This is a genomic window from Endozoicomonas sp. ISHI1 (assembly GCF_024606225.1).
GTDB lineage: Bacteria > Pseudomonadota > Gammaproteobacteria > Pseudomonadales > Endozoicomonadaceae > Endozoicomonas_A.
In genome coordinates this window covers 1-18,529 of the sequence record NZ_JAGRPU010000013.1, presented here as the reverse complement: position 1 = coordinate 18,529, position 18,529 = coordinate 1, and the positions used below count along the sequence as shown (strand labels likewise).

Genomic DNA, 18,529 nt, shown 5'->3' with positions numbered 1-18,529 from the left:
AGGCGTTTGAAGTACGCCAACACAGATTATCTTTCTGTAACTGCAATCAACTGGCAGCTGCTGTCACCACTACTGAGGTTGCTTTGGCCGGACACGTCTCGCCCTGGCCCGTTGAACAGGCCTGGTGGCAGCCTCTACGATTTACAACGTTAGGAGTGAGTGGTTTTATTGGCTATCAAACTATCAGCAAGCACAGGCACCATACTCTGCCTTTGGCAATCCTGGCTATGTTTTCTGGTGAGACAGTATCAAGAACCGTAGCCGGAACTCTTATCACCCAGACTTTACGGTATCAGAATAAAGTTGCCATCCAACCTTCACGTTATGCTTATGGTGAGAAGATCTCATTATCATCCCTTGCTGGCGTAGTCGTCGGATCAATCATTTATTGGGAAATGATAGCCAAAGGCTTCAGACCTGCAAAAGCAGCCTTTGCTTATGCAGTGTCTTCTGCATTGACAGGGATAATTTCAGCAACAATCTCTTTATCAGCACTCAACCCAGATGATAGTAATATCGATAGAGCTGCAGCCCTGGTCTTAGTCGCACCCGCAGTCGCGAAGCTCCTAAGGGCCAGAGCCACGCCCGTATTTACCACCATGGCTGGAGCCGCACCCGGAATCTTATTCGGAGTCAGAGGAGATGCTGGAACTCTTGCTGGAATCAGAGATGGAGTCGGATTCGGAATCGGGGCCGGAGTCGGAACCTTTGTTAAGTTTTCTCTGTTGTCTCTCATGTTAAAACTGGACATGTCGACCAGCTCACCATTGAACTCAAAACATTTATTGAAAAACCTCGCCATTATCCTCGCTCCTGCACTGGCTCTCGCTCTGATTAATGGCGTTTCAAACCATGCAGTTTATGGTATCTCACTTGAAGAAAGTCTCACGGAAACAGCCCGGAATCAGTGGAAAAAATTTTATGCTCCTTTGGATTATTTACACACATTGTTTAACTGACAGCCAGTTTAGATAAAGCGGGCAGAGGTAGCGACTATACTGGCAAACACCGCTTTAAAGCTAACTTCCGTTTAGCAGTGTTTTAAGGTACCTCAAATGATCATCTGTCGTACTCTGCCTGCGTCGCGCCTACATCATCTACAACGCTTCTCGTGGCAGGTGCTTTTAGTCCATTTATGTGTTTTGGGCTTTCTGGCCAAAGCCAATAGCCGTGATCCAGAGCAGATAGAAACATATTATGGAGTATTAGAGCTTAATCTTACCCAGGCTCCTTTATTTTCAGAACTGATAAACAGTCAACCTGTTAAAAGACTGAAGCTCATTAATCAATATGGCATTATTCAGCTGATTGACTCTGAAGGGCATAACAATGAATCTTATACCCGTTATGACCATTCCCTTGGGGTACTTTATCTTCTGAATTATTTTACGGCCCCTTTTGAGGAGCAAGTCAGCGGGTTACTCCACGATATATCTCACACGGCATTCAGCCATGTCTCAGATTATCTTTTTTCCACAAACTCTGCAGGTAATCCTAATTACCATGATTCCTTATTTTTAGGTTTTTTGGAAAAGCACGGGATTACTCCAATATTAGAGAATCATGGTCTGACGCCTAACGACATAGACCCTGAGAATATTCAATTTACAATGCTTGAGAGAGAGCTGCCGGATTTATGCGCAGACCGGCTGGATTACATATTACAGGGCTCAGCCAGAAGGGAAATTCTAACCAGGGCAGAGGTCGATCAAATCATAACGTCCCTTCACCATGATCCGTTCACTAACCACTGGTATTTTAGCAGTCAGAGTTCAGCACAGTTACTGGCAGACGCAAGCCTGGAACTCAACAAGAATATATTTGTCACAGCCTGGGGACGGACACTCTACCGATGGACGACGGAGACCATCAGACGCATGATGTATATCAATGAACTGACGCTGGAAGACATCAAATACCAAAAGGGCGATGATGAAGTATGGCAGTCCATGCTAAGAAGTAAAGATACAAAGGTTGCCGCTCTTGTTGAGAAAATAAAATCAGCTTGGTACCGGGTTTATGAGACAACTGATGCACGTGAGGCTAGCACAACCTTCGAGAATCTCCGTTGCCGGGTTGTTGATCCCAGGGTAACCGTGTCAACAAGCTGGGAAAGACTGACAACCCTTAGCCCATCCTTTAAAAGAAGATATCAGGCTGAAATGGAACGTTGCCGACGCTTTTATGCCGTCATCAGGCCTCCCCAAGGCGACAGTACCCCAGAATGAAATCAGAAAATCTGGAAATCATAATCGAGCCAGATGCGCAAATCGTTTTCTTCTTTGCGGATGGCTTTTCGTAATGCCTTATCATTTTGATAAAGGCCGTACTTCAGCTTGAATTTCAAACCTTCCAACACTGTCTTTGGAAATGCATAAACCAGATGAATGTCGTGTTCGCGTTCTGCAACCGCTATTTTTTGGCCGTCTGGAGCGCTGACTTCCATGCCGGAGCCATAATAAAATGCATAACCGGCCTTCAGCCCTTTGAGCCAGGATTCTGAAAAATTATAGGCAAGGCCCATCATCCATGCTGTTTCACCGTCGTACAACATATCTTCAGCAGAACCGGAAGTGTTAATATCCCAGGTTCCGTGGGTGTTTGCTCCAAAATCATAATAATAAGCACCAGGTGGAGTGTAATGGGTGCCAGAAGCTTTTGCGCTGGATGGCGCTTTAAAATGGCTGACTCCTGCACGAAAATGCCATGAACCAGCCATCAGCCCCCCGTGAAGATTGATAACACTGGCCTTATCATCAAATAATGGTGAACCGCCCCAGCCTGTACCCTCCCAAAGACGACCACTTTTTTGGGTTTGATAATAGCTACCCCCCAAATTAATTTTTAGATTCTGTCCTGCGTAAGTGGTAAATAAGATATCGCCGTTATGTGCCTGTAAAAATTCTTTGGCAAAAGCATTGCGATATTTAAGCCGCAATTCACGCTCATGGGAAAACTGAAGTGTATAGATAGCTTCAGCACCTATGATGTAATCAATTTTCTCCCCGGAAAAGTTCGTCAGACTATGAAAACCAGCCTGATTTCTAAGTGACATCTGATCAACCAGGGCCAAACCGATTTTCAGGTTTTCAATCGTGCCTTTGAGGTTATATCCATTCCAGTTGCTGGGAACTGTTCTTGAGCTGGAGCCGGAAATCAGTCCGGTACGTAAATTCTGACGTCCCGCCTTAAAGCTGACTGACCGGTCTTCGTATGTTGACGGTAATTTTACTTCGATATAGGCTTGTCCCAGCTTACTGAACCCTTCATTATCACCATTTAAAAGCTGATATGAATAAGCATTCTCTTCGGGCATATATAACTTGACAGCACTGTAGAAACTGGCTCCTAATCCCACCACTTCTCCCAGACTGGAACTCAAATCAAGCGATAAGCCTCCGGTCCAGGCTCCGAGTGTCGAGTCTTTTACGGTGTTGTGTACATCATAGTATACAGTCCGAAGCTTTCCGCCTAATGCCGTATTACTAATAAAGGAAGAGTTATCGGGTAATGATTCACTCGATAAAACTGCAGCAGTCCAGAGTCCTGAAGCAAGAAGCGCTGATGGTTGTAAACCTGATTTTAAGTGCATATTAAAACCTGCTAAAGAGCCGTCATGGATTGAACGACAGCCACCCCTTCACATTTTCCGTGACAACCCGATGACTGTCAGCTTGCTTAATAACAAAGTCCGACACCCAGGCACCGACCAACCAGATTCAATTTTTCCTTCGATATGATTGATCAGACGTTCAGGCACTCTGAAAAATGCCTCATGAATCAACCTGACCCAACTTGCTGCACAGAGCTCGTCTGTGAGTTTTGGTCAGCTGCATGATCTGCTTTAGACGACTTTTTCTGTGCACTGGAGAGGGCATTAAATTGGCGTCCCAATGATCGTGCTGCCCCAATCCAGATAGCAAAAAACAGCAGTACGATAACGGCTACGTAGGGAGCGATAGCCACCAGTGAGCCCAGGGAAATTATTAATACTTGCTGTATGATCGAACCTGTCGATTTGCCGGTCGGGTTACCAATAACGTCAACTGCCGCCTTACCTTTCACTTTTTCTTCAGGATCAAGCGGGATGTAGCTCATTTCCTTAGTGGGGTCGAACAAAGAGTACTTGGTCGATTTACTCATGATGTTTTGTATCCCCCCCAATATGACAGTGAGCATCAATGGGGTAATACCCAGTGTCAGAAATAAAATATCGGGTACGACATCCCTGAATAAAACAAAACAAAAAAACAAAGATCCGGTAATCAATAAAACCACCGGGGTGCACAGGGCAGCCACTGTCCAGCCAAATCGACGGATAACATTATTGGTAAAAAACAACATCATGAGAATAGTCACAATGCCTGTACAGGTGGAAAATAACCCCATGAACTGGTTGTACTCATTAGGGTTTGGATATTGCATGCGCAGCTGGTGTTTCCAGGTAACTTCAACCATGTTGATACAGACACCATAACTGATGACCAAAAGAGCAATACAGAACAGGTATTTAGAATGGATAATATGCAGAAAACTCTCTTTCAGGGATAACGATAATTTTTCCTTACTGGAAGCTACTATATCATCAGGCTGATAAAGCCTTGAATCTGTCAGTACATAGCGATTGATCCACCAATAAATCACCATAATCAAAATGCCACCAATAGTAAGTACACCCGTCATTAAATTCAGGGAGTGCTGCCAGGGGTCAATACCCTCCGCAAGATTTCCACGAGCTTGTGAAGCGTAGTAGACAAACAATCCGGCAGTAGGTAATGCCAAATTCCCCATCATGCCGAAAAGCGCATAAAAGCGTTTAGATTCTGAGATGCGGTTAATATGATTGGCGAAGCCCCAGAACAGCAAAGACAGACAGACACTACCCCAAAGCTCAGACATGACGTAGAAAAGAGAAAACGTCCAATTGCGCATAACTGCAATAAGCCCCATAAACCCACTCGGTAAAATACTCTGCAAGTAATCTGCAAACTCTGTTGGGTGTAGCACTTCACGGGCTGGATAAAGAACCAGTGCAAAAAAACAAAAAAACGACAGAAAACTTGATACAACTAAATAAAATAAAGAACTCCTTTTAAATACATTACTGAGTTTTGCATATGTAATCGTGAATATTATCGCAAAAGGTACATTCACCCATAACTTCAAAAAAGGGATTATCTCTGCCCCCGAGCCGGCACCAGTAACAACCAGAGTGTCTTTCGTGTCTCGCAATATGGTGTAATTAAAGAGTATCAGGTAGAACATCAGAATCATCGGAATAAGCTTTTTAAGCTCAAAGACATAGACAGGCCAAAGCCTGCCTCTCCATTTACTGAATTCGGTATTGTCTGACATCTGATTATCGCCCTGTGACTGATAAATTCTGAAACAAACTCACTTTATCTAGACGAAAAGGTTAAATACGACAACTTTTTTCTACTATATTCATTAGCAAAATCGAAATGAACTCAGGCTCAATCGAGGCGAAAGCTCGTTCTCATGATCTCCGTGGGATTTTATTCCTGATCCTTTTCGAAGACACATATATGAGCTGTCGCGCTGGGACTCTCGGGGTCGAAAAGTATGGGAATCCTAACTTACACGACACTCTCTACAGGTCTTGGAGCGGTCGAATTACGGTGAAGCTCAACAACCAATATCTAAAACCGGTTTTACAATCTTTCAGGTGACTAATGAAGAAAATGACGGTGAACTTGATCATCACGTTGCTACTATCTGGTCAATCTGCTTTTGGGGCAGAGAAGCAGGATGATGACGAACATCAGTTTTACATAACAGATTATCTTAAGACAGGCGTCGCCTGGGGACTAATCCCCCTGGGCTCAGAGGTAGCTGTCAGTTCTCTTGAGCACTATCTAAAGTCTTATAAATCTGATTTTCTGGGTAAGCTACTGGACATTCACAAAAATAATGTGCAAAGAGCCATGAGCCAACACCTCACTGATAATATCAGTGCCCGTCTGGAAAGTATCAGTTATAAAGCACTATCTGATAGTCATGTAACCAAGAAGACTGATGAACTGCAAACAGATTTGCTTTATCGCTCGCTATCAACTTTTTCAATATTGAGTTTTCATGCGCAAAAGGCCAGAAAAACCTATTTCCGGCTACTCGACATTATTGACACTGTGTCTTCCTCCGCAAGCCTGGCTATGGCGAGAGGCGATGAAGATACGGCCGCAGCATTGATGGCATTTAATGCCCAATCTATGGTTTACCTTCATCCGGAGACTAAAGCCCTTGACGTTTTCGACAGTGTTTACGACAGCTTCAGCCGGGCCATTGACTGGCGTAAGCACTCAGGTTTCAGATCTCGAATCACATACTACCTGAAAGCTATGGATCCGCTGATGAAACAGTCGGCCATTATGGGTCTTAGATATTGCAACATCCTGAATCAGTGGAAAGTGAGTAATGTTGATTGTCACCAATATGAGAACGAGGCGATAGATGAGCTGAAAGTTCTTGCCTCTAATTCTAACACCGGTGAAACAGGGTTTATTAAGTCACTGCTCAAAAATGTTTCGAAAGATCAAATCAGAAACAGTATTTTTATTTTAGGTGTTTCTGTGCCCGGAACTTTCCTTTATTTTGTTGATAAACAACATCCCGCTGTTATAGCGATCGCTAAACACTTTTCCAAAATAGTCGGACTGTCAACTACAAAAGAAAATATGGAACGCTTCGCTTCCCAGTCAAGGCGCTCCCTTGAAAACTGGGGTGCTATTAATACCGGGTCGTCGGTCAACAGAACATCCGGTATCTCTGAGTATACCAACCAGTATTTCAGCACTTTGCAAAAAAAAGCAGGGATGATCCTGGCTGAGCAACCCAACTTTGCCCGGTCAAATAGCCAGAGGGCGCTGGAAATACTGATTATCCACTTTGCAGATGCCTACAGAACTCCCTCCGAAAAATCCCGTATTTTAGCCGGTGCCCTGGTGCAGAATTATCGGGAGATCGTTGAAGTCAATGCCGGGGACACACTCATGAGAAGCCTTTTGTTGGCTTATCAGCCCCTTAAATCTGCATCTGAAGTTAATGAGATCTACAAACAGGTTGAAATTCTTGACCCTCATTGTTTTGACTTTGAAGGGTACAAGAAGCTTGCTGAGAGTTGGGCCAAGGCGTCTTTGGATGACGTGAAATCTGTTGCCTCCCATTCAAAGATAACCAATAACCAGACGGATAGTTGCCCCGCAGAAGGCTGCCCCCCCGAAGAGATAAATAGACCCGAAGAAGATTCTCCATTCTATTACCACTATTTGCCTGACAGAGAGACTGTGGCGACAGCAACAATACATGGTGCGGCTCTCGGGTATTCATTGATAACCGCTCTGATCAAGCCTCTCACAATTAAGAAACTTACACCAAAAGCCAGTGGACTTTATCGAGTGGAAAAAACTGAACCTTTCTGGCAAGTGGCCAGTTATTACTTCCTGCTATCGATGATTGAATTCGGACTTCGTTCGGTGGGTGAGCCTGCAATTGTGCATCTGCAAACTGTGGTTAAAAACTGGATAGGCAGCACAACCGGCATTCTTGATCCGGAAGACCAAGAGATTCAGAACGAACTCGCCGCCAAGGTGAATGTTGTACACCGGAAACTCAGCATTGAAGCTCAAACCAGTCGCTCCTATAAGATGACGATGGAGGCCATGCTGGTAAAATGCTGGTTACTGGCGAGCACCCTTTTGACTAATCAGAAGAAAAACTACACAGACTCAGCCAGAGTCGTTGCTTACTCCGCTTATGTCCTCAGATATTATCATCCGGAATTTAAAACCAGCAGTACGGTCATCTCTGCCCTGGCAAATGCGCGATTGGGCAGTGCTCTTAACCAGCTACGACAAAAAAACCTGATGCCTCTTTATGCAAAACAGGTTTTACTTCACCTTGCCGAGCTGGATTCAGACTATGCCGACAAAACTATTAAGGCAAGTTATCTGGACATATTAAACAACTGGGGTATTGAATGTGATCAGGAGGATACAGAATATGCTCAGGATGTCCTGGATTCTTGGGCGGTTTATGGCGAATACATGCTTGGAATCACAGGCTTTGTAGTGCAGGCCTCACTGAAAGCTTATTTCCACTACGCAGATCTGGTTTCCCGCTCAATCGTCAACTTTTTGGCCAATATTTTTGAGTTCGGAACAACAGACCCTCTCAGAAAAAGAATTTATGCCCATTCTCGCAAGGCAATGCTGAATGTTGCGGCATCCCATAGCCAGCATGAGCAGATGGCAGCAGATTATGCCAACGAAGAGTTAACACAGTCCTTTCGACGTCAAAAATTCTACCTGGGCAAACCAGAGCTGGATGCCCGTACCCAGCTGGTACAAATAATTACGTCTGTCATTCATTGTTTTTCAGAAGCCCGTTTTTTAATAGCTGATGACGAAACAGAGAAAGCCACTGACCTGATAGCTTCAGGACTGGTCAGAGTCATTTTATACGCTCCAGATTTATCTGGAAATGATATCCATCTGAAAAAAGCATTGATCACCCTGACAGCTTCCTATCGTGATGATCTGAATGATCTGAGCGAAAATATTCTCAACAAAGTCAGTGAGCAATTAAAAAGTAAAGCTCCTGTTGATAGCGATATCTACTCTGACGGCATGATTAAGGCAAAAATAATGGAACAGGCTTGGTCAATGCCTGAGGAAGGTGAGAGTTGAGAGCATGGCGAATCTTCTGTATGGAGTGTTGATCAGTTTCAGCTCCACAGCCCCGGTATGATTGGGTGCTGACCAACCCATACGTATACACACGACTAATGACGTAAAAAACAGCATCACCACGGGGCGTCAGTTTCTTTGCAGCCAGCTTTTCAAACTTGAAAGTTAGCCAGACTGGCTATAATTGTCCCTTTAATAAATCAAAAGAGCAACCAATGGAACACTACCGGGAATACTTTGTTCGGCAAATTTTATTCGTTGCTTACCTGCTTATTCTTTCCACAAAGGTGTCAGCTAATCACACATGTAACCACTGTGAAATACCAGAGCAGAAATGTGACTGCAAGAAGGTTGAAGCACTTGGTCCGGAAAAATCGGTTGATATAACAACACTGAGTTTGCAAAATCCCACCAGTATCACTCCCGATATTGAATTAGCCTCTCATCTCAGTAATGGGTTTTATCAGGCATTAATGCCAAACCCAAACATTGGCTCGCCTGAAACCCCTTCATTTACCGTGCTGTTGAACAAACAGTACGATCCAAGCCCAATGGCAGGCTATCTCAATGCCATGGGAGCTGTGTTGATAACAGATACTCAAAGTACTGAAATAGACCCAAATTTTGTATTTGCCATCCAAGACAGGGAAACCGTGCAAGGTGATATAGAAACTCTGGAGTTTCTGTACGCTACAACTTTTAGTGATCAACCGCTTAATGATTCGCATCATGAACTTATTCCTGAAGAAATAACTGAACTTGGTCAACAAATTCGTCATTGGATTAACAGCAATCTTCGACTGGAAATGAATACCTATCATTTTATTTATTTTCAAACGGAAGATTACAGCGAAGTAAAATACGGAATCTACGTCTCAGCAGGTGGAAACATTTATTTTATTGCCAGATCTGGTATTCATCAATTCAGGGATGGGGGGACTCTTTGCCTTCATCTACATGCAATGCTTTACCGTTTTAAAGTGCGGCAGGTTAGGTATGTAACAAACTGTTTTAGAAAGCGGTACTCACGACTTAAATCTGAGTGACTTTACTGCTTTCACTGTACCCCGGCTGGCGAAATAGCCTCGAACCCCTCCAGCAACCCAACCCGTCACTTCAAACTCAAAACGGTCAAAAATTTGTAGTTTGAAGGGTTTAGAAAAGCTTTTCAGCCCAAGCTAACACCCCCCCCTGTATCTCAACAGAAGTCTCGCCCCCAACCAGCAACCAGTTTTCAATCAGGTCGGCAATAATATCCAAAGGCAATTTGTATCGCCCCCCCAGAGCGCACTCCCATAAAGTCAGCACCCTCCAGCCAGCGGCTTGAAGATTCATGAGGTTTCTTTTATCTCGCTGCTGATTCCCCGTAATTTTTTCCTTCCAGAATTCCGTTCTCGTCTTGGGCCACCTAAACACTGGACAATCGTGTCCATGCCAGAAGCAGCCATTAACCAGAATAACGGCTCGGTATTTCGGAAAAACAATATCGGGCTTTGCTGGCAGAGTTTTTACATTTAACCTGAAGCGGAAGCCTCTGGAGTGTAACAGCTTCCGAACCAAAATCTCTGGCTTAGTATTCCTGTTTCTGATTGCCCGCATATTTTTACTGCGTATGACAGGCGTATGAACATCTGTCATGCTGATACCAGAAACAAACCAATGCTATAGCTCAGGGAGTTCATGAGTAAGGCTCATCAACTTTGTACGAGCAACGTAATGTTTCATGACGTCAAGAAGGCATGCATAGCAACAGTGAATCGCATTAAAAACCCCATGGTCTACATGAAAATGTAACTGAATGCCCTCATCTGCAGTTTTCATCAACTCATATCTCTTAACCGACAAGTGTCGTTAGCCGAGTCAACCTAATAACGGTAAGATCACTGTGACCTGCCACAAAACAAACACCCACCCCTTACTCCTTCACTAACGATGAATAAAGTTCAGGCAGCTCATCCCATCCATAACCCGCTGTCAGGTCATCCCGGGAGACCAGCTTTAACTCAAAATGCACCTTACGCTGTTGCCACAATGGTATTTTCAAACGCAAGGCAGACCCCAGGCTAAATAGCCAGAACCACTCATCCGGATTGGCAAAAACCGGAGTACCTGTCTGCTCTTCCGTGAGGTTCCCCCTCTGCACCCGCTCCGCTTTGAGGATCGGATAAATATAGTCCACCCGTCGCTGAACACCATCATCGACATCCAGAGCTACTGCAAGGTAACGAGCTTCGGTAGCGATATGTTGCTGGACTTTCTGTCGCTCAAAGGCAATGAGCTTTGTGTGATAAAACCGGGCATCGCCGTTTTCAAACTGGTTGATATACTCCTGATTCCGGTCAGGCCCTAACTGGCTTGCCAGAATAGTCAGTCCCTGATAATGAGCGATGGAATAACCTTTACCCGGAATTCGTGCAGCATCCTCCACAAAATACCGTTCACTGGTCGCATACGGATATTTTGCCTCAGGAACCCCCAGTTTTTGTTGCAAAAAAACAGATAACCAATGACTCCCCTTATTATCAACCTGAGGTAACAAACTAAAAGCACCGATACCCACTTCATTAATCGCGACACTGTATGGGTTGTGTTCACAAAGCTGATTGAAATAGCCCGGATACAACACATAGGCACCAAACACCGGACGGGTTTTCACAAACCCTCTGTCATCAAACTTACTGCGATGAATCAGGGCATCCCGATAACGGTGCATTTGATTGATGGCATCGTCGGGCACCCGGTCGGGGCCTGAGCGGGTTCCCTGATCATCCGCCGGTGTCTCAATCTGATACTTGGCATCAAATAACCAGATAATCCCGGCCCCGTCAGGAAAGGTAGCCTCGAGCAAAATATCCGGTTTTTGAGTCACCAACCAGGTTCTGATCTGGTCGTCTTTCTTTCTGAATATCGGTTCATGAGCCAAACGGATTTTCACCCCGTCAGACCGTCTGAAATGAAAAGCTCCGGCCATCCCATCCTTCAACGAAACACGGATCCCAGTGCCTAACAGAGGTATCCGTCCACACGGAACCTCCTCAAAGCCCAGGTCCACAATAATCCTGCGTATCTCCAGAAAACACCAGACTTCGTACATCTCTGCCACGTTGCGCAAGGAGAGTTGATCGGCCCCATCCAGAAGCTCGAGATACCATTTAAGCTGTTGCCAGATTTTATAAACTTTCGCGTAACCAGGCTTTTGCTGTAATACCAACGACTCCCGCTTCAGCCCCCGGTATTCCCCAACGTCCCTGAAAAATGGCTGTTTCTGAAAATGCCGCAAAGCCTTCTGCCAACTTTCCAGCTCTTTCATAAAGCTGGCGGAAAAACGCACTTTACCCGATTCCGCCAGACACGCCAGCTGTTGAACCCGGGTAAGTCTGGTAATGCCATGACCAATCACCGCTTTAATAAAACGGTTTTCCGGCGTATCCACGTTGAGTTGCTTTTTGCTCAGCGTAAAAGACTTCTCATAATTTTTATTGGCCTTTTCCAGCGCCAGTCGCTCTTCCTGCTGTCTGGATAGCCTGCCCCTCAAACGGCTCATCGGAACGGTGTGCTTATGCTCCATCAACCGACTATGGGGTGCATTCACCACATGCTTCAGCCCGGCCAACAACTCCTTATGAAGGGATTCAAATCGTGCAAACCACAACAACAGGAATTGGGAGTGCGGCTTTTTAACGGCGCTTAATGAATGACTGGTGCTTTCTGCCAATGAGAAACGCCACAGTGGAAATACAGCATCAACAGCCTCGTTCATTGCCCTGAAGTCCGACTGCATATCCATCTTCACCGGCAAAATATCGAAAGCAATCGACTGTTCGATGAGCCGCCCCTGGTAGGAATAGGCCAGTTTAAACTGAAAAGTACCGACATGATTGCCCGCATTGATACTTCCCCGTAAAGAGCAGCTACGGCGGCTGAAATGAAAAGACTCTTCAATAACCTTTAGCTTATGTTGCACCGACGGCAGCGGATCTCCCTCTTCCGGTGGCTGGTGAAACAGAAACTCAATCTCGTAATATTTGTTTTCAAAGAAGACCGCTTCACCAAGGCATAATTCAAACACCGGCTCTGTAGTATGTTTTAACAATAACGGGGGAGAAAACCGCACCTCAGAAGTTGGCACAGCATTGCCACGTTCCGTCAGCGTTCGTTCCAGCCGCCGCTGACTCGAACGAATATCTTTTGACCAAATGACGCAATCAAAATGCCCGGTTTCAATAACGGCCAGTTCCGGCATAATCTCAACTCACTCAGGGCCAATAGCTGGTAAAGGTATGGCTCTCAAGCCGCGCTTTCATCCACTCCAGTTTTTTGCGGGAGCGACACGGGATGCCTTTTTTCACATCACGGAACAGGTCCGGACGCTGCCCATCCCAAATATCGGGCAATAATTCTTTGAGCTCGTCGGTCAGTTTATCCAACAGGTTAACCGCATCCTCACCGATCACCACTCGCAGCTTATCCTCATCACCATCAATGCGGGGCAGGACCTTGGTCATCATGAAATCATCCCAAACTGCCTGTAGCGTTTGCTCATCCCCGGGTTGCAAACACGCCACATAGAGCAACAACTCGTTCAGGGCACGATAGGCCAGTTCAAACGGGGTTCGTTTAAGCACCTGATTCACCCGGTCAAGAAAGGCTACCGTACGCTTTCCATCAGTGTCGAAGGTACCTGTCAGCTGCTCCCGCCTGGCCGAGGTCAACACTGACCAGTGAAATACTTTATTCTCCGGTTGTCCCTCAAAGAACTGACCATAATCATTAGGATAAAACTCGCCATAATCCAAAGTCAGCGCCCGGTCAATCACCTTTCGGGAAAAACCATGTGTGGTTTCATCCATATTAACGGTACCGGCCACCAACAGATTGGGTGGTATGCCGATGCCGTGCTGTTGAAAGTAATCCCACAGCGGATCTTCTGTCAGCCCTAAATCCGCCTGAAGCTTCAGGTCACCGGATTGATTCAGTGCCTGCAAGTCCAGCAACGGTTCACAACAATATTCTCCGGCCTCGTTAAAACCCCGGGTTTCCAATACCGATAGGTAATCCGCAAAATATTGCTCCACCGGTGCCAAATTCATCTCATCCAGACAGAGCCAATAGGGTGGTGAAGCAGAATTCAGAGTTCCGGCTCCGGCTGCGGAGGCATCAGGCGCAACCGACTTCCAGGCACGGATAATAAACGCGAGCACTTTGGTGGCAATGTATTTCGGTTTATCAACCCGGGAGACATAACCTAAGAGATCAGAGGGCTCATGCCAGTCAGGCCTTACCGGGATCAGACAGAAGTTCCCTTCAGGGTCATCCGGATCATGGAACTCTGCCTGCTTTCGGATAAATCGGGATTTACCGGTGCCGGAGATTCCGGCCAGAAGGAGGAAGGGTTTGGGGAGGTTGAGTCGATTGTTTTCAGATACTTCTGCAGGTTCAACCGCACTCAACTCGTAATCACATATCCTCTTGATAGTTGAGTCATAACCAAGAATATATTTGTCAAAATCAAGATGAAGATAATCAAATAAAGGGGATAAATCATGTTCTTTACGATATGTTCGATCAATGTCCCGGAGCGTAATTTTTCCTGTTTCCAACGCTTTTAACAACGCCCCAACAACGATGACCGGTATGATGCGCAATTGGTTGCCTTGCGCCATTCGTATATAGATATTTTCTGCGTTTATTTTTTCTATTGTTAGTGATCTGCCCCCTTCACCGAGAACAACACCTTGCTTTATCTTCATCCGTTAACCGACGTCAGGCCAATAACAGGTAAGAGTATAGAAAAAAATAGCTGAAACATAGACGTTTATTAATGCTTGATCAAGATTACTCACACGAGGTTAAAAAACATATTGAACTCCCTCCAAAATTTCCTCTGCTCTGGTCAAAAAATCATTCATTAAGGGTCTTCTGTCTTTGGGAAAAATAGTCGTCATTATATCACTGCATTGCTTCCCTCATTCGCCGGAGAAGCGTTTATTTCGCCGACTATTATTCTCTGTTTAACCCGTAACATTCAAGATTGTTTTCACCACTCAGTAGCCACCATAACTGAAATACCGGCGCTAATCCGCATCAGACCAGCTCTCTGAGGGCATCACTTACCCTGACAGAATCGGGTGAAAACGTTTCCTTAGCCTCTGTCGACTGTGCTATCAGGAGAACCAGAGTTCGAAAGCTGGGCTCAAGTCCTGATCCCTGAAATTTCAAACATCTGTCTCATACTTTACCGGGCCCGGAGCAGTACTTTTTACCACTACGTTCTGAATAATCAAAAAGTTCACTGACAGCTCCCCACCCACATCGCTAAAAAAGTGCAAACCAAACACTAATCCCAGAAAATAAAAACCACTGGCAAACCACTGATTACAAATAGGAAATCAGGTAGCGTACTTCAAAGTGGCCGAAGTCCGTTATTTAGAGAGGAGAGAGAAAAAGCGGCCCAAAAATGGCCAAAAATCAGCTATTTTAAGAATTTTCCAAGCATGCAGTTATAAGACAGTGGATTATTATCAAACAGGCAGGAAGCCAGAAATAACTACTCCCCAAACCGACAAAAAGCCCTATAAAAGCAGGGCTTTCTGAAAATGGCGCGCTCGGTAGGATTCGAACCTATAACCGCTTGGTCCGCAGCCAGGTACTCTATCCAGCAGAGCTACGAGCGCGTAATACTCACTTGTTCACTGGCGGTGGGTGGGCTGCCAGCCTTCTAAATAGTTTTTCTGATAAACCCAGCCATCTCCAATGATTGAACTTGACAAAGTTAACAATATTGCTAACCTCACCTTATGAGAAAATCAACCTGGCAAATCCATTTTTTCAGTGATCGCGTCGCCAGAGACATGGACAAACTGCCTGCCGGGATACTGGCTGATGTCATTGACCTACTTGATCAGGTTGAAGTTCACGGTCCAAACCTTGGCGAACCTCATACCAAACTAATGGGTCGAGGACTTTATGGACTCAGGGCTCATGGATCTGAAGGAATAGGCAGAGGTCTTTTTTGCAGTGTTAAAGGAAATCACGTTGTTATTTTGCATGTGTTCCAGAAAAAAACTCAAAAAACACCTAAAAAAGACTTAGATCTGGGGTATCAACGAATGAAGGAGGTACAGCATGGCAAACTTAAGTTATAAGGCATTTCGTAAGAAAGCACTTGAGCGCGAAGACGTACAAGCCGCAATGGAAGAGAAATCAGAGTTCTTCTCACTCCGCCGTGAACTGATTCGAATGCGACAGGAAGCCGGAATGACCCAGGAAGACATTGCCCGGGCAATAGGCACACAGAAAACCAGTATCTGCCGACTTGAAAGCACCAACAGCAAAACACTACCCAGCCTGGGTATGCTGAAAAAATATGCTGAAGCCACCGGGCACAAGCTCAACATCACTTTTTCTCCTGCCTGAAACTATACCTTGTCAGCAATAGCAGCGAATGTCGACAGACTCATTTCAGAGTCTGCTGACATTCATGACTTTATGTCAAAGCGATCAGGCTGCCTGCCAGTTAGAGCAAGAAAAAGGACATCCATATAATAAAGAAGCAGGACATCTATACAAGTCAAATATAAGGGTGTCTTATTATTTGGAAGGCGTAGGAAACAGCAAAAGAACAGCACCTGAAAGTGTTGGCTCAGAAAAAAGGGATTACCAGTGTCAGCTATGCCTCCCGGATCTTACGCCTGACCACCCTCTCGCCAGAGATTCAGAAGGCCATCATTGATGGCAGAAGCTTGGGTGGCCTGATGCTGGCTGATTTTATGAAGCCCTTTCCCCTGCTCTGGTCGGAGCAGGAGAAGGCTTTGGGAATACCGGAGGATTGATGTATTCCCTCATTGTCTCAAGCTACTTTGAGTGTTACCGAACGACCTAGTTTTTGTAGCATGTCTACCAATGCATCAATAGTGAACTTGCTGGCCTTTCCTGTCATCACATCAGAGACTCTGGGTCTGTTCACATTCAACAGTCGTGCAGCTTCTTCCTGTTTCAGCTGGCGATCTCTGATGGTCTTTGTAATTTCTGCCATCAGTTGAATCTTGAGGTCCGCCTTAATTTTACCCTCAGCTTCCTCTTTCAGTTTCTTTGCTTCTTCAGGGGAAAAGCCCAAGTCAGCAAAAACGTTGCCACCTGTTGGTGTCGTATGTCCGATGTTCTTAATACTCATCCGTCCTTCCTCCTTTTGCTACGTTCTGCCGGAACCTGCTTTTAACGGCGGGCTGCTACTTGCTTGTCGTGCTGACTGGTTTGTTGGGTTTTCTTTTGAAAACTGTGCAGCACGTATACAGCTTCCTCAAACTTGGCCAAATACATCACTCGAAAAGCACCACCTTCTTCCGAGATGATAATTTCCCTGACACCTGCTCCCACTGTCTTGAAATCCTTCCAGTGTTCAGGGTCAAGGTCATGCTGTATCCGGCTTAATTGATAACCCGCTTCTCGCTTGGCCAAATCCGGGAATTCAAGCAGGTCTTCCAAGGAGCTGCCCATCCAGAAAATCGGTTTTTCGTTATCCAACAGCTTAGCACTCTGTATAAAATTTTGTACACTTTAGAACAAATATAGTTCCTCTGTGGAGAAAAAAGCAGTAAAAAATAATCAAAAAGTTCGCTGACAGCTCCCCGCCCACACCGCTATAAACTAAGAAAGAAGTAAGAGAAGCAAGAAAAAGAGAAAAAGAAAAGAGAAAAGAAAAGAGAAAAAGGACATCCATATAAAGAAAGAGAAAAAGGACATCCATATAAGGCAAGAAAAAGACAAGAAAAAGGACATCCATATAATAAAGAGGCTGGACATCTATACAATATACAGCTCATAAACCGCAATCCAGAAACAGGGCCTGTAACTCTTTACGAAAACCATCATCCCGGGCTTCTGACTTGGGCTTGATGCCAGTGCCGACAATATTAGCGACCAGCTTTTCCAGAAATGAGAAATAGGAGAAATAGGAGAAATAGGACATCCATATAATAATATAAAAAAGAAGCAGGACATCTATACAATATACAGCCCATAAACCGCAATCCTAGCAGCCCATCAAACCCTGACAACCACTCAAAAAGATCGTTTATCATAACAAACGACAAGCGAATCACTCAAAAGGGAAAAGTCAGAAATAGCAAAGCTCTCCAAATAACAGGAGAAGCAAATAATAATGGAAAGTTCGGGCAATCAACTTATGCCATGAAATAAACGACTACAGATAAACAACCCCTGTACCCATTGCTGCCCCGCTTCCTGAGCAAAAGTTTTCATGGCTTCCAGCCTGCCCACTGCCCGATAGAAGCGGTTATTATATCTCATGGTTTTGAGCCATTCATTTGAATCAATTTCCAGTCGGGTCAGAATGGGTGGGATATCAGAAGGGATTAAACCTTTCTTATCAGATCGGACTGCACGCCCACTCCAGTCAACCAGTTCAAGATAATCGTGAAGAATATAAGGCAATGCCTTAGCCGGATTTTGCCCCTGTGATCGAAAAGGCATAAGGGTGATTGGCTGCTTACGGGTGTCCGAACCTGCCAAATTTTCAATTCGTTCCTGGATCGACGTGTAGTCTGACCCTTCTGGAGTTTCCGCCATTTCGGCACGGAGCGGATTCAGGTCAACATAGGCCATGCAGGTCAACAACGCTGCCTCATCCAACAACGCCTGACTTTTAAAACGCCCTTCCCAGAAGCGACCTTTGCAGCCATCTTCCTGGTTAGCCTCACGGGCAAGATACTCATTCAGGCATCGCATGAACCAGCTGATGTTCGTTAAACGATTTCGATACTCTTCAACAAATTCGTCCACGCGAGCCAGCTCCGAATGACTCA

Annotated in this window: 16 protein-coding genes and 1 tRNA gene; 7 read left to right on the top strand and 10 right to left on the bottom strand. The window is 45.2% G+C overall.

Going from position 1 to position 18,529, the window contains the following annotated elements; genetic code table 11:
• The first annotated feature begins 155 nt into the window (after positions 1–155).
• Complete coding sequence (locus KBW69_RS10080) at positions 156–959, top strand: hypothetical protein (RefSeq protein WP_257280786.1); 804 nt, start codon at positions 156–158, stop codon at positions 957–959.
• Positions 960–1,055: 96 nt separating this feature from the next.
• Positions 1,056–2,228 carry a hypothetical protein gene (locus KBW69_RS10075; RefSeq protein ID WP_257280784.1) on the top strand — a complete coding sequence of 391 codons (1,173 nt, stop codon included), beginning with the start codon at positions 1,056–1,058 and terminating at the stop codon, positions 2,226–2,228.
• Between the two features lie 2 nt (positions 2,229–2,230).
• Here KBW69_RS10075 and KBW69_RS10070 read toward each other — a convergent pair whose 3' ends face one another.
• The gene (locus KBW69_RS10070) at positions 2,231–3,592 is read right to left on the bottom strand and encodes an OprD family porin (protein WP_257280782.1); all 1,362 of its coding nucleotides are present in this window, start codon (positions 3,590–3,592) and stop codon (positions 2,231–2,233) included.
• 188 nt (positions 3,593–3,780) lie between these two features.
• Entirely contained in the window at positions 3,781–5,355 is a 1,575-nt protein-coding gene (locus KBW69_RS10065) for an NTP/NDP exchange transporter (protein WP_257280781.1), read from the bottom strand.
• Positions 5,356–5,693: 338 nt separating this feature from the next.
• On the opposite strand from KBW69_RS10065, the gene KBW69_RS10060 reads away from it, so the two are divergent.
• Together KBW69_RS10060 and KBW69_RS10055 are read left to right on the top strand one after the other, a co-directional pair.
• On the top strand, positions 5,694–8,705 hold the full coding sequence (locus KBW69_RS10060) for a hypothetical protein (RefSeq protein ID WP_257275863.1): 3,012 nt from the start codon (positions 5,694–5,696) through the stop codon (positions 8,703–8,705).
• Between the two features lie 215 nt (positions 8,706–8,920).
• Positions 8,921–9,751 carry a hypothetical protein gene (locus KBW69_RS10055; protein WP_257280780.1) on the top strand — a complete coding sequence of 277 codons (831 nt, stop codon included), beginning with the start codon at positions 8,921–8,923 and terminating at the stop codon, positions 9,749–9,751.
• A gap of 109 nt (positions 9,752–9,860) precedes the next feature.
• Here the strand turns inward: KBW69_RS10055 and KBW69_RS10050 are convergent, their stop codons facing one another.
• From KBW69_RS10050 to KBW69_RS10035, 4 genes are all read right to left on the bottom strand, one after another.
• Entirely contained in the window at positions 9,861–10,343 is a 483-nt protein-coding gene (locus tag KBW69_RS10050; RefSeq protein WP_257280779.1) for a very short patch repair endonuclease, read from the bottom strand.
• A 277-nt stretch (positions 10,344–10,620) separates the two neighbouring features.
• A complete protein-coding gene (locus KBW69_RS10045) occupies positions 10,621–12,948 on the bottom strand; it encodes a restriction endonuclease-like protein (protein WP_257280777.1) in 2,328 nt (775 codons plus the stop codon).
• A 13-nt stretch (positions 12,949–12,961) separates the two neighbouring features.
• Positions 12,962–14,455 (bottom strand): McrB family protein, encoded by a 1,494-nt coding sequence (locus KBW69_RS10040; protein ID WP_257275858.1) that lies wholly within the window; start codon positions 14,453–14,455, stop codon positions 12,962–12,964.
• Between the two features lie 847 nt (positions 14,456–15,302).
• Positions 15,303–15,379 (bottom strand) — tRNA-Arg (locus KBW69_RS10035).
• 177 nt (positions 15,380–15,556) lie between these two features.
• Between KBW69_RS10035 and KBW69_RS10030 the strand changes: the two genes are divergently transcribed.
• The 3 genes from KBW69_RS10030 to KBW69_RS10020 all read left to right on the top strand — a co-directional run bounded on the left by KBW69_RS10030 (position 15,557) and on the right by KBW69_RS10020 (position 16,537).
• On the top strand, positions 15,557–15,850 hold the full coding sequence (locus KBW69_RS10030) for a type II toxin-antitoxin system RelE/ParE family toxin (protein WP_257280776.1): 294 nt from the start codon (positions 15,557–15,559) through the stop codon (positions 15,848–15,850).
• Positions 15,831–16,121: a helix-turn-helix domain-containing protein gene (locus KBW69_RS10025; RefSeq protein WP_257280774.1), complete on the top strand. Its 291-nt coding sequence runs from the start codon at positions 15,831–15,833 to the stop codon at positions 16,119–16,121. Before KBW69_RS10030 ends, KBW69_RS10025 begins: the two co-directional genes overlap by 20 nt.
• 218 nt (positions 16,122–16,339) lie before the next feature.
• Complete coding sequence (locus KBW69_RS10020) at positions 16,340–16,537, top strand: hypothetical protein (protein ID WP_257280773.1); 198 nt, start codon at positions 16,340–16,342, stop codon at positions 16,535–16,537.
• Between the two features lie 17 nt (positions 16,538–16,554).
• Here KBW69_RS10020 and KBW69_RS10015 read toward each other — a convergent pair whose 3' ends face one another.
• From KBW69_RS10015 to KBW69_RS10000, 4 genes are all read right to left on the bottom strand, one after another.
• Positions 16,555–16,878, bottom strand: coding sequence for a helix-turn-helix domain-containing protein (locus tag KBW69_RS10015; RefSeq protein WP_257274214.1), 324 nt, complete (start codon positions 16,876–16,878; stop codon positions 16,555–16,557).
• 41 nt (positions 16,879–16,919) lie between these two features.
• A complete protein-coding gene (locus KBW69_RS10010; RefSeq protein ID WP_257280772.1) occupies positions 16,920–17,228 on the bottom strand; it encodes a type II toxin-antitoxin system RelE/ParE family toxin in 309 nt (102 codons plus the stop codon).
• A gap of 295 nt (positions 17,229–17,523) precedes the next feature.
• Positions 17,524–17,673, bottom strand: a complete 150-nt coding sequence (locus KBW69_RS10005) for a phage portal protein (RefSeq protein WP_257280771.1) — start codon at positions 17,671–17,673, stop codon at positions 17,524–17,526.
• 209 nt (positions 17,674–17,882) lie between these two features.
• A partial coding sequence (locus KBW69_RS10000) for a transposase (protein ID WP_373690688.1) occupies positions 17,883–18,529 on the bottom strand: 647 nt, incomplete at its 5' end.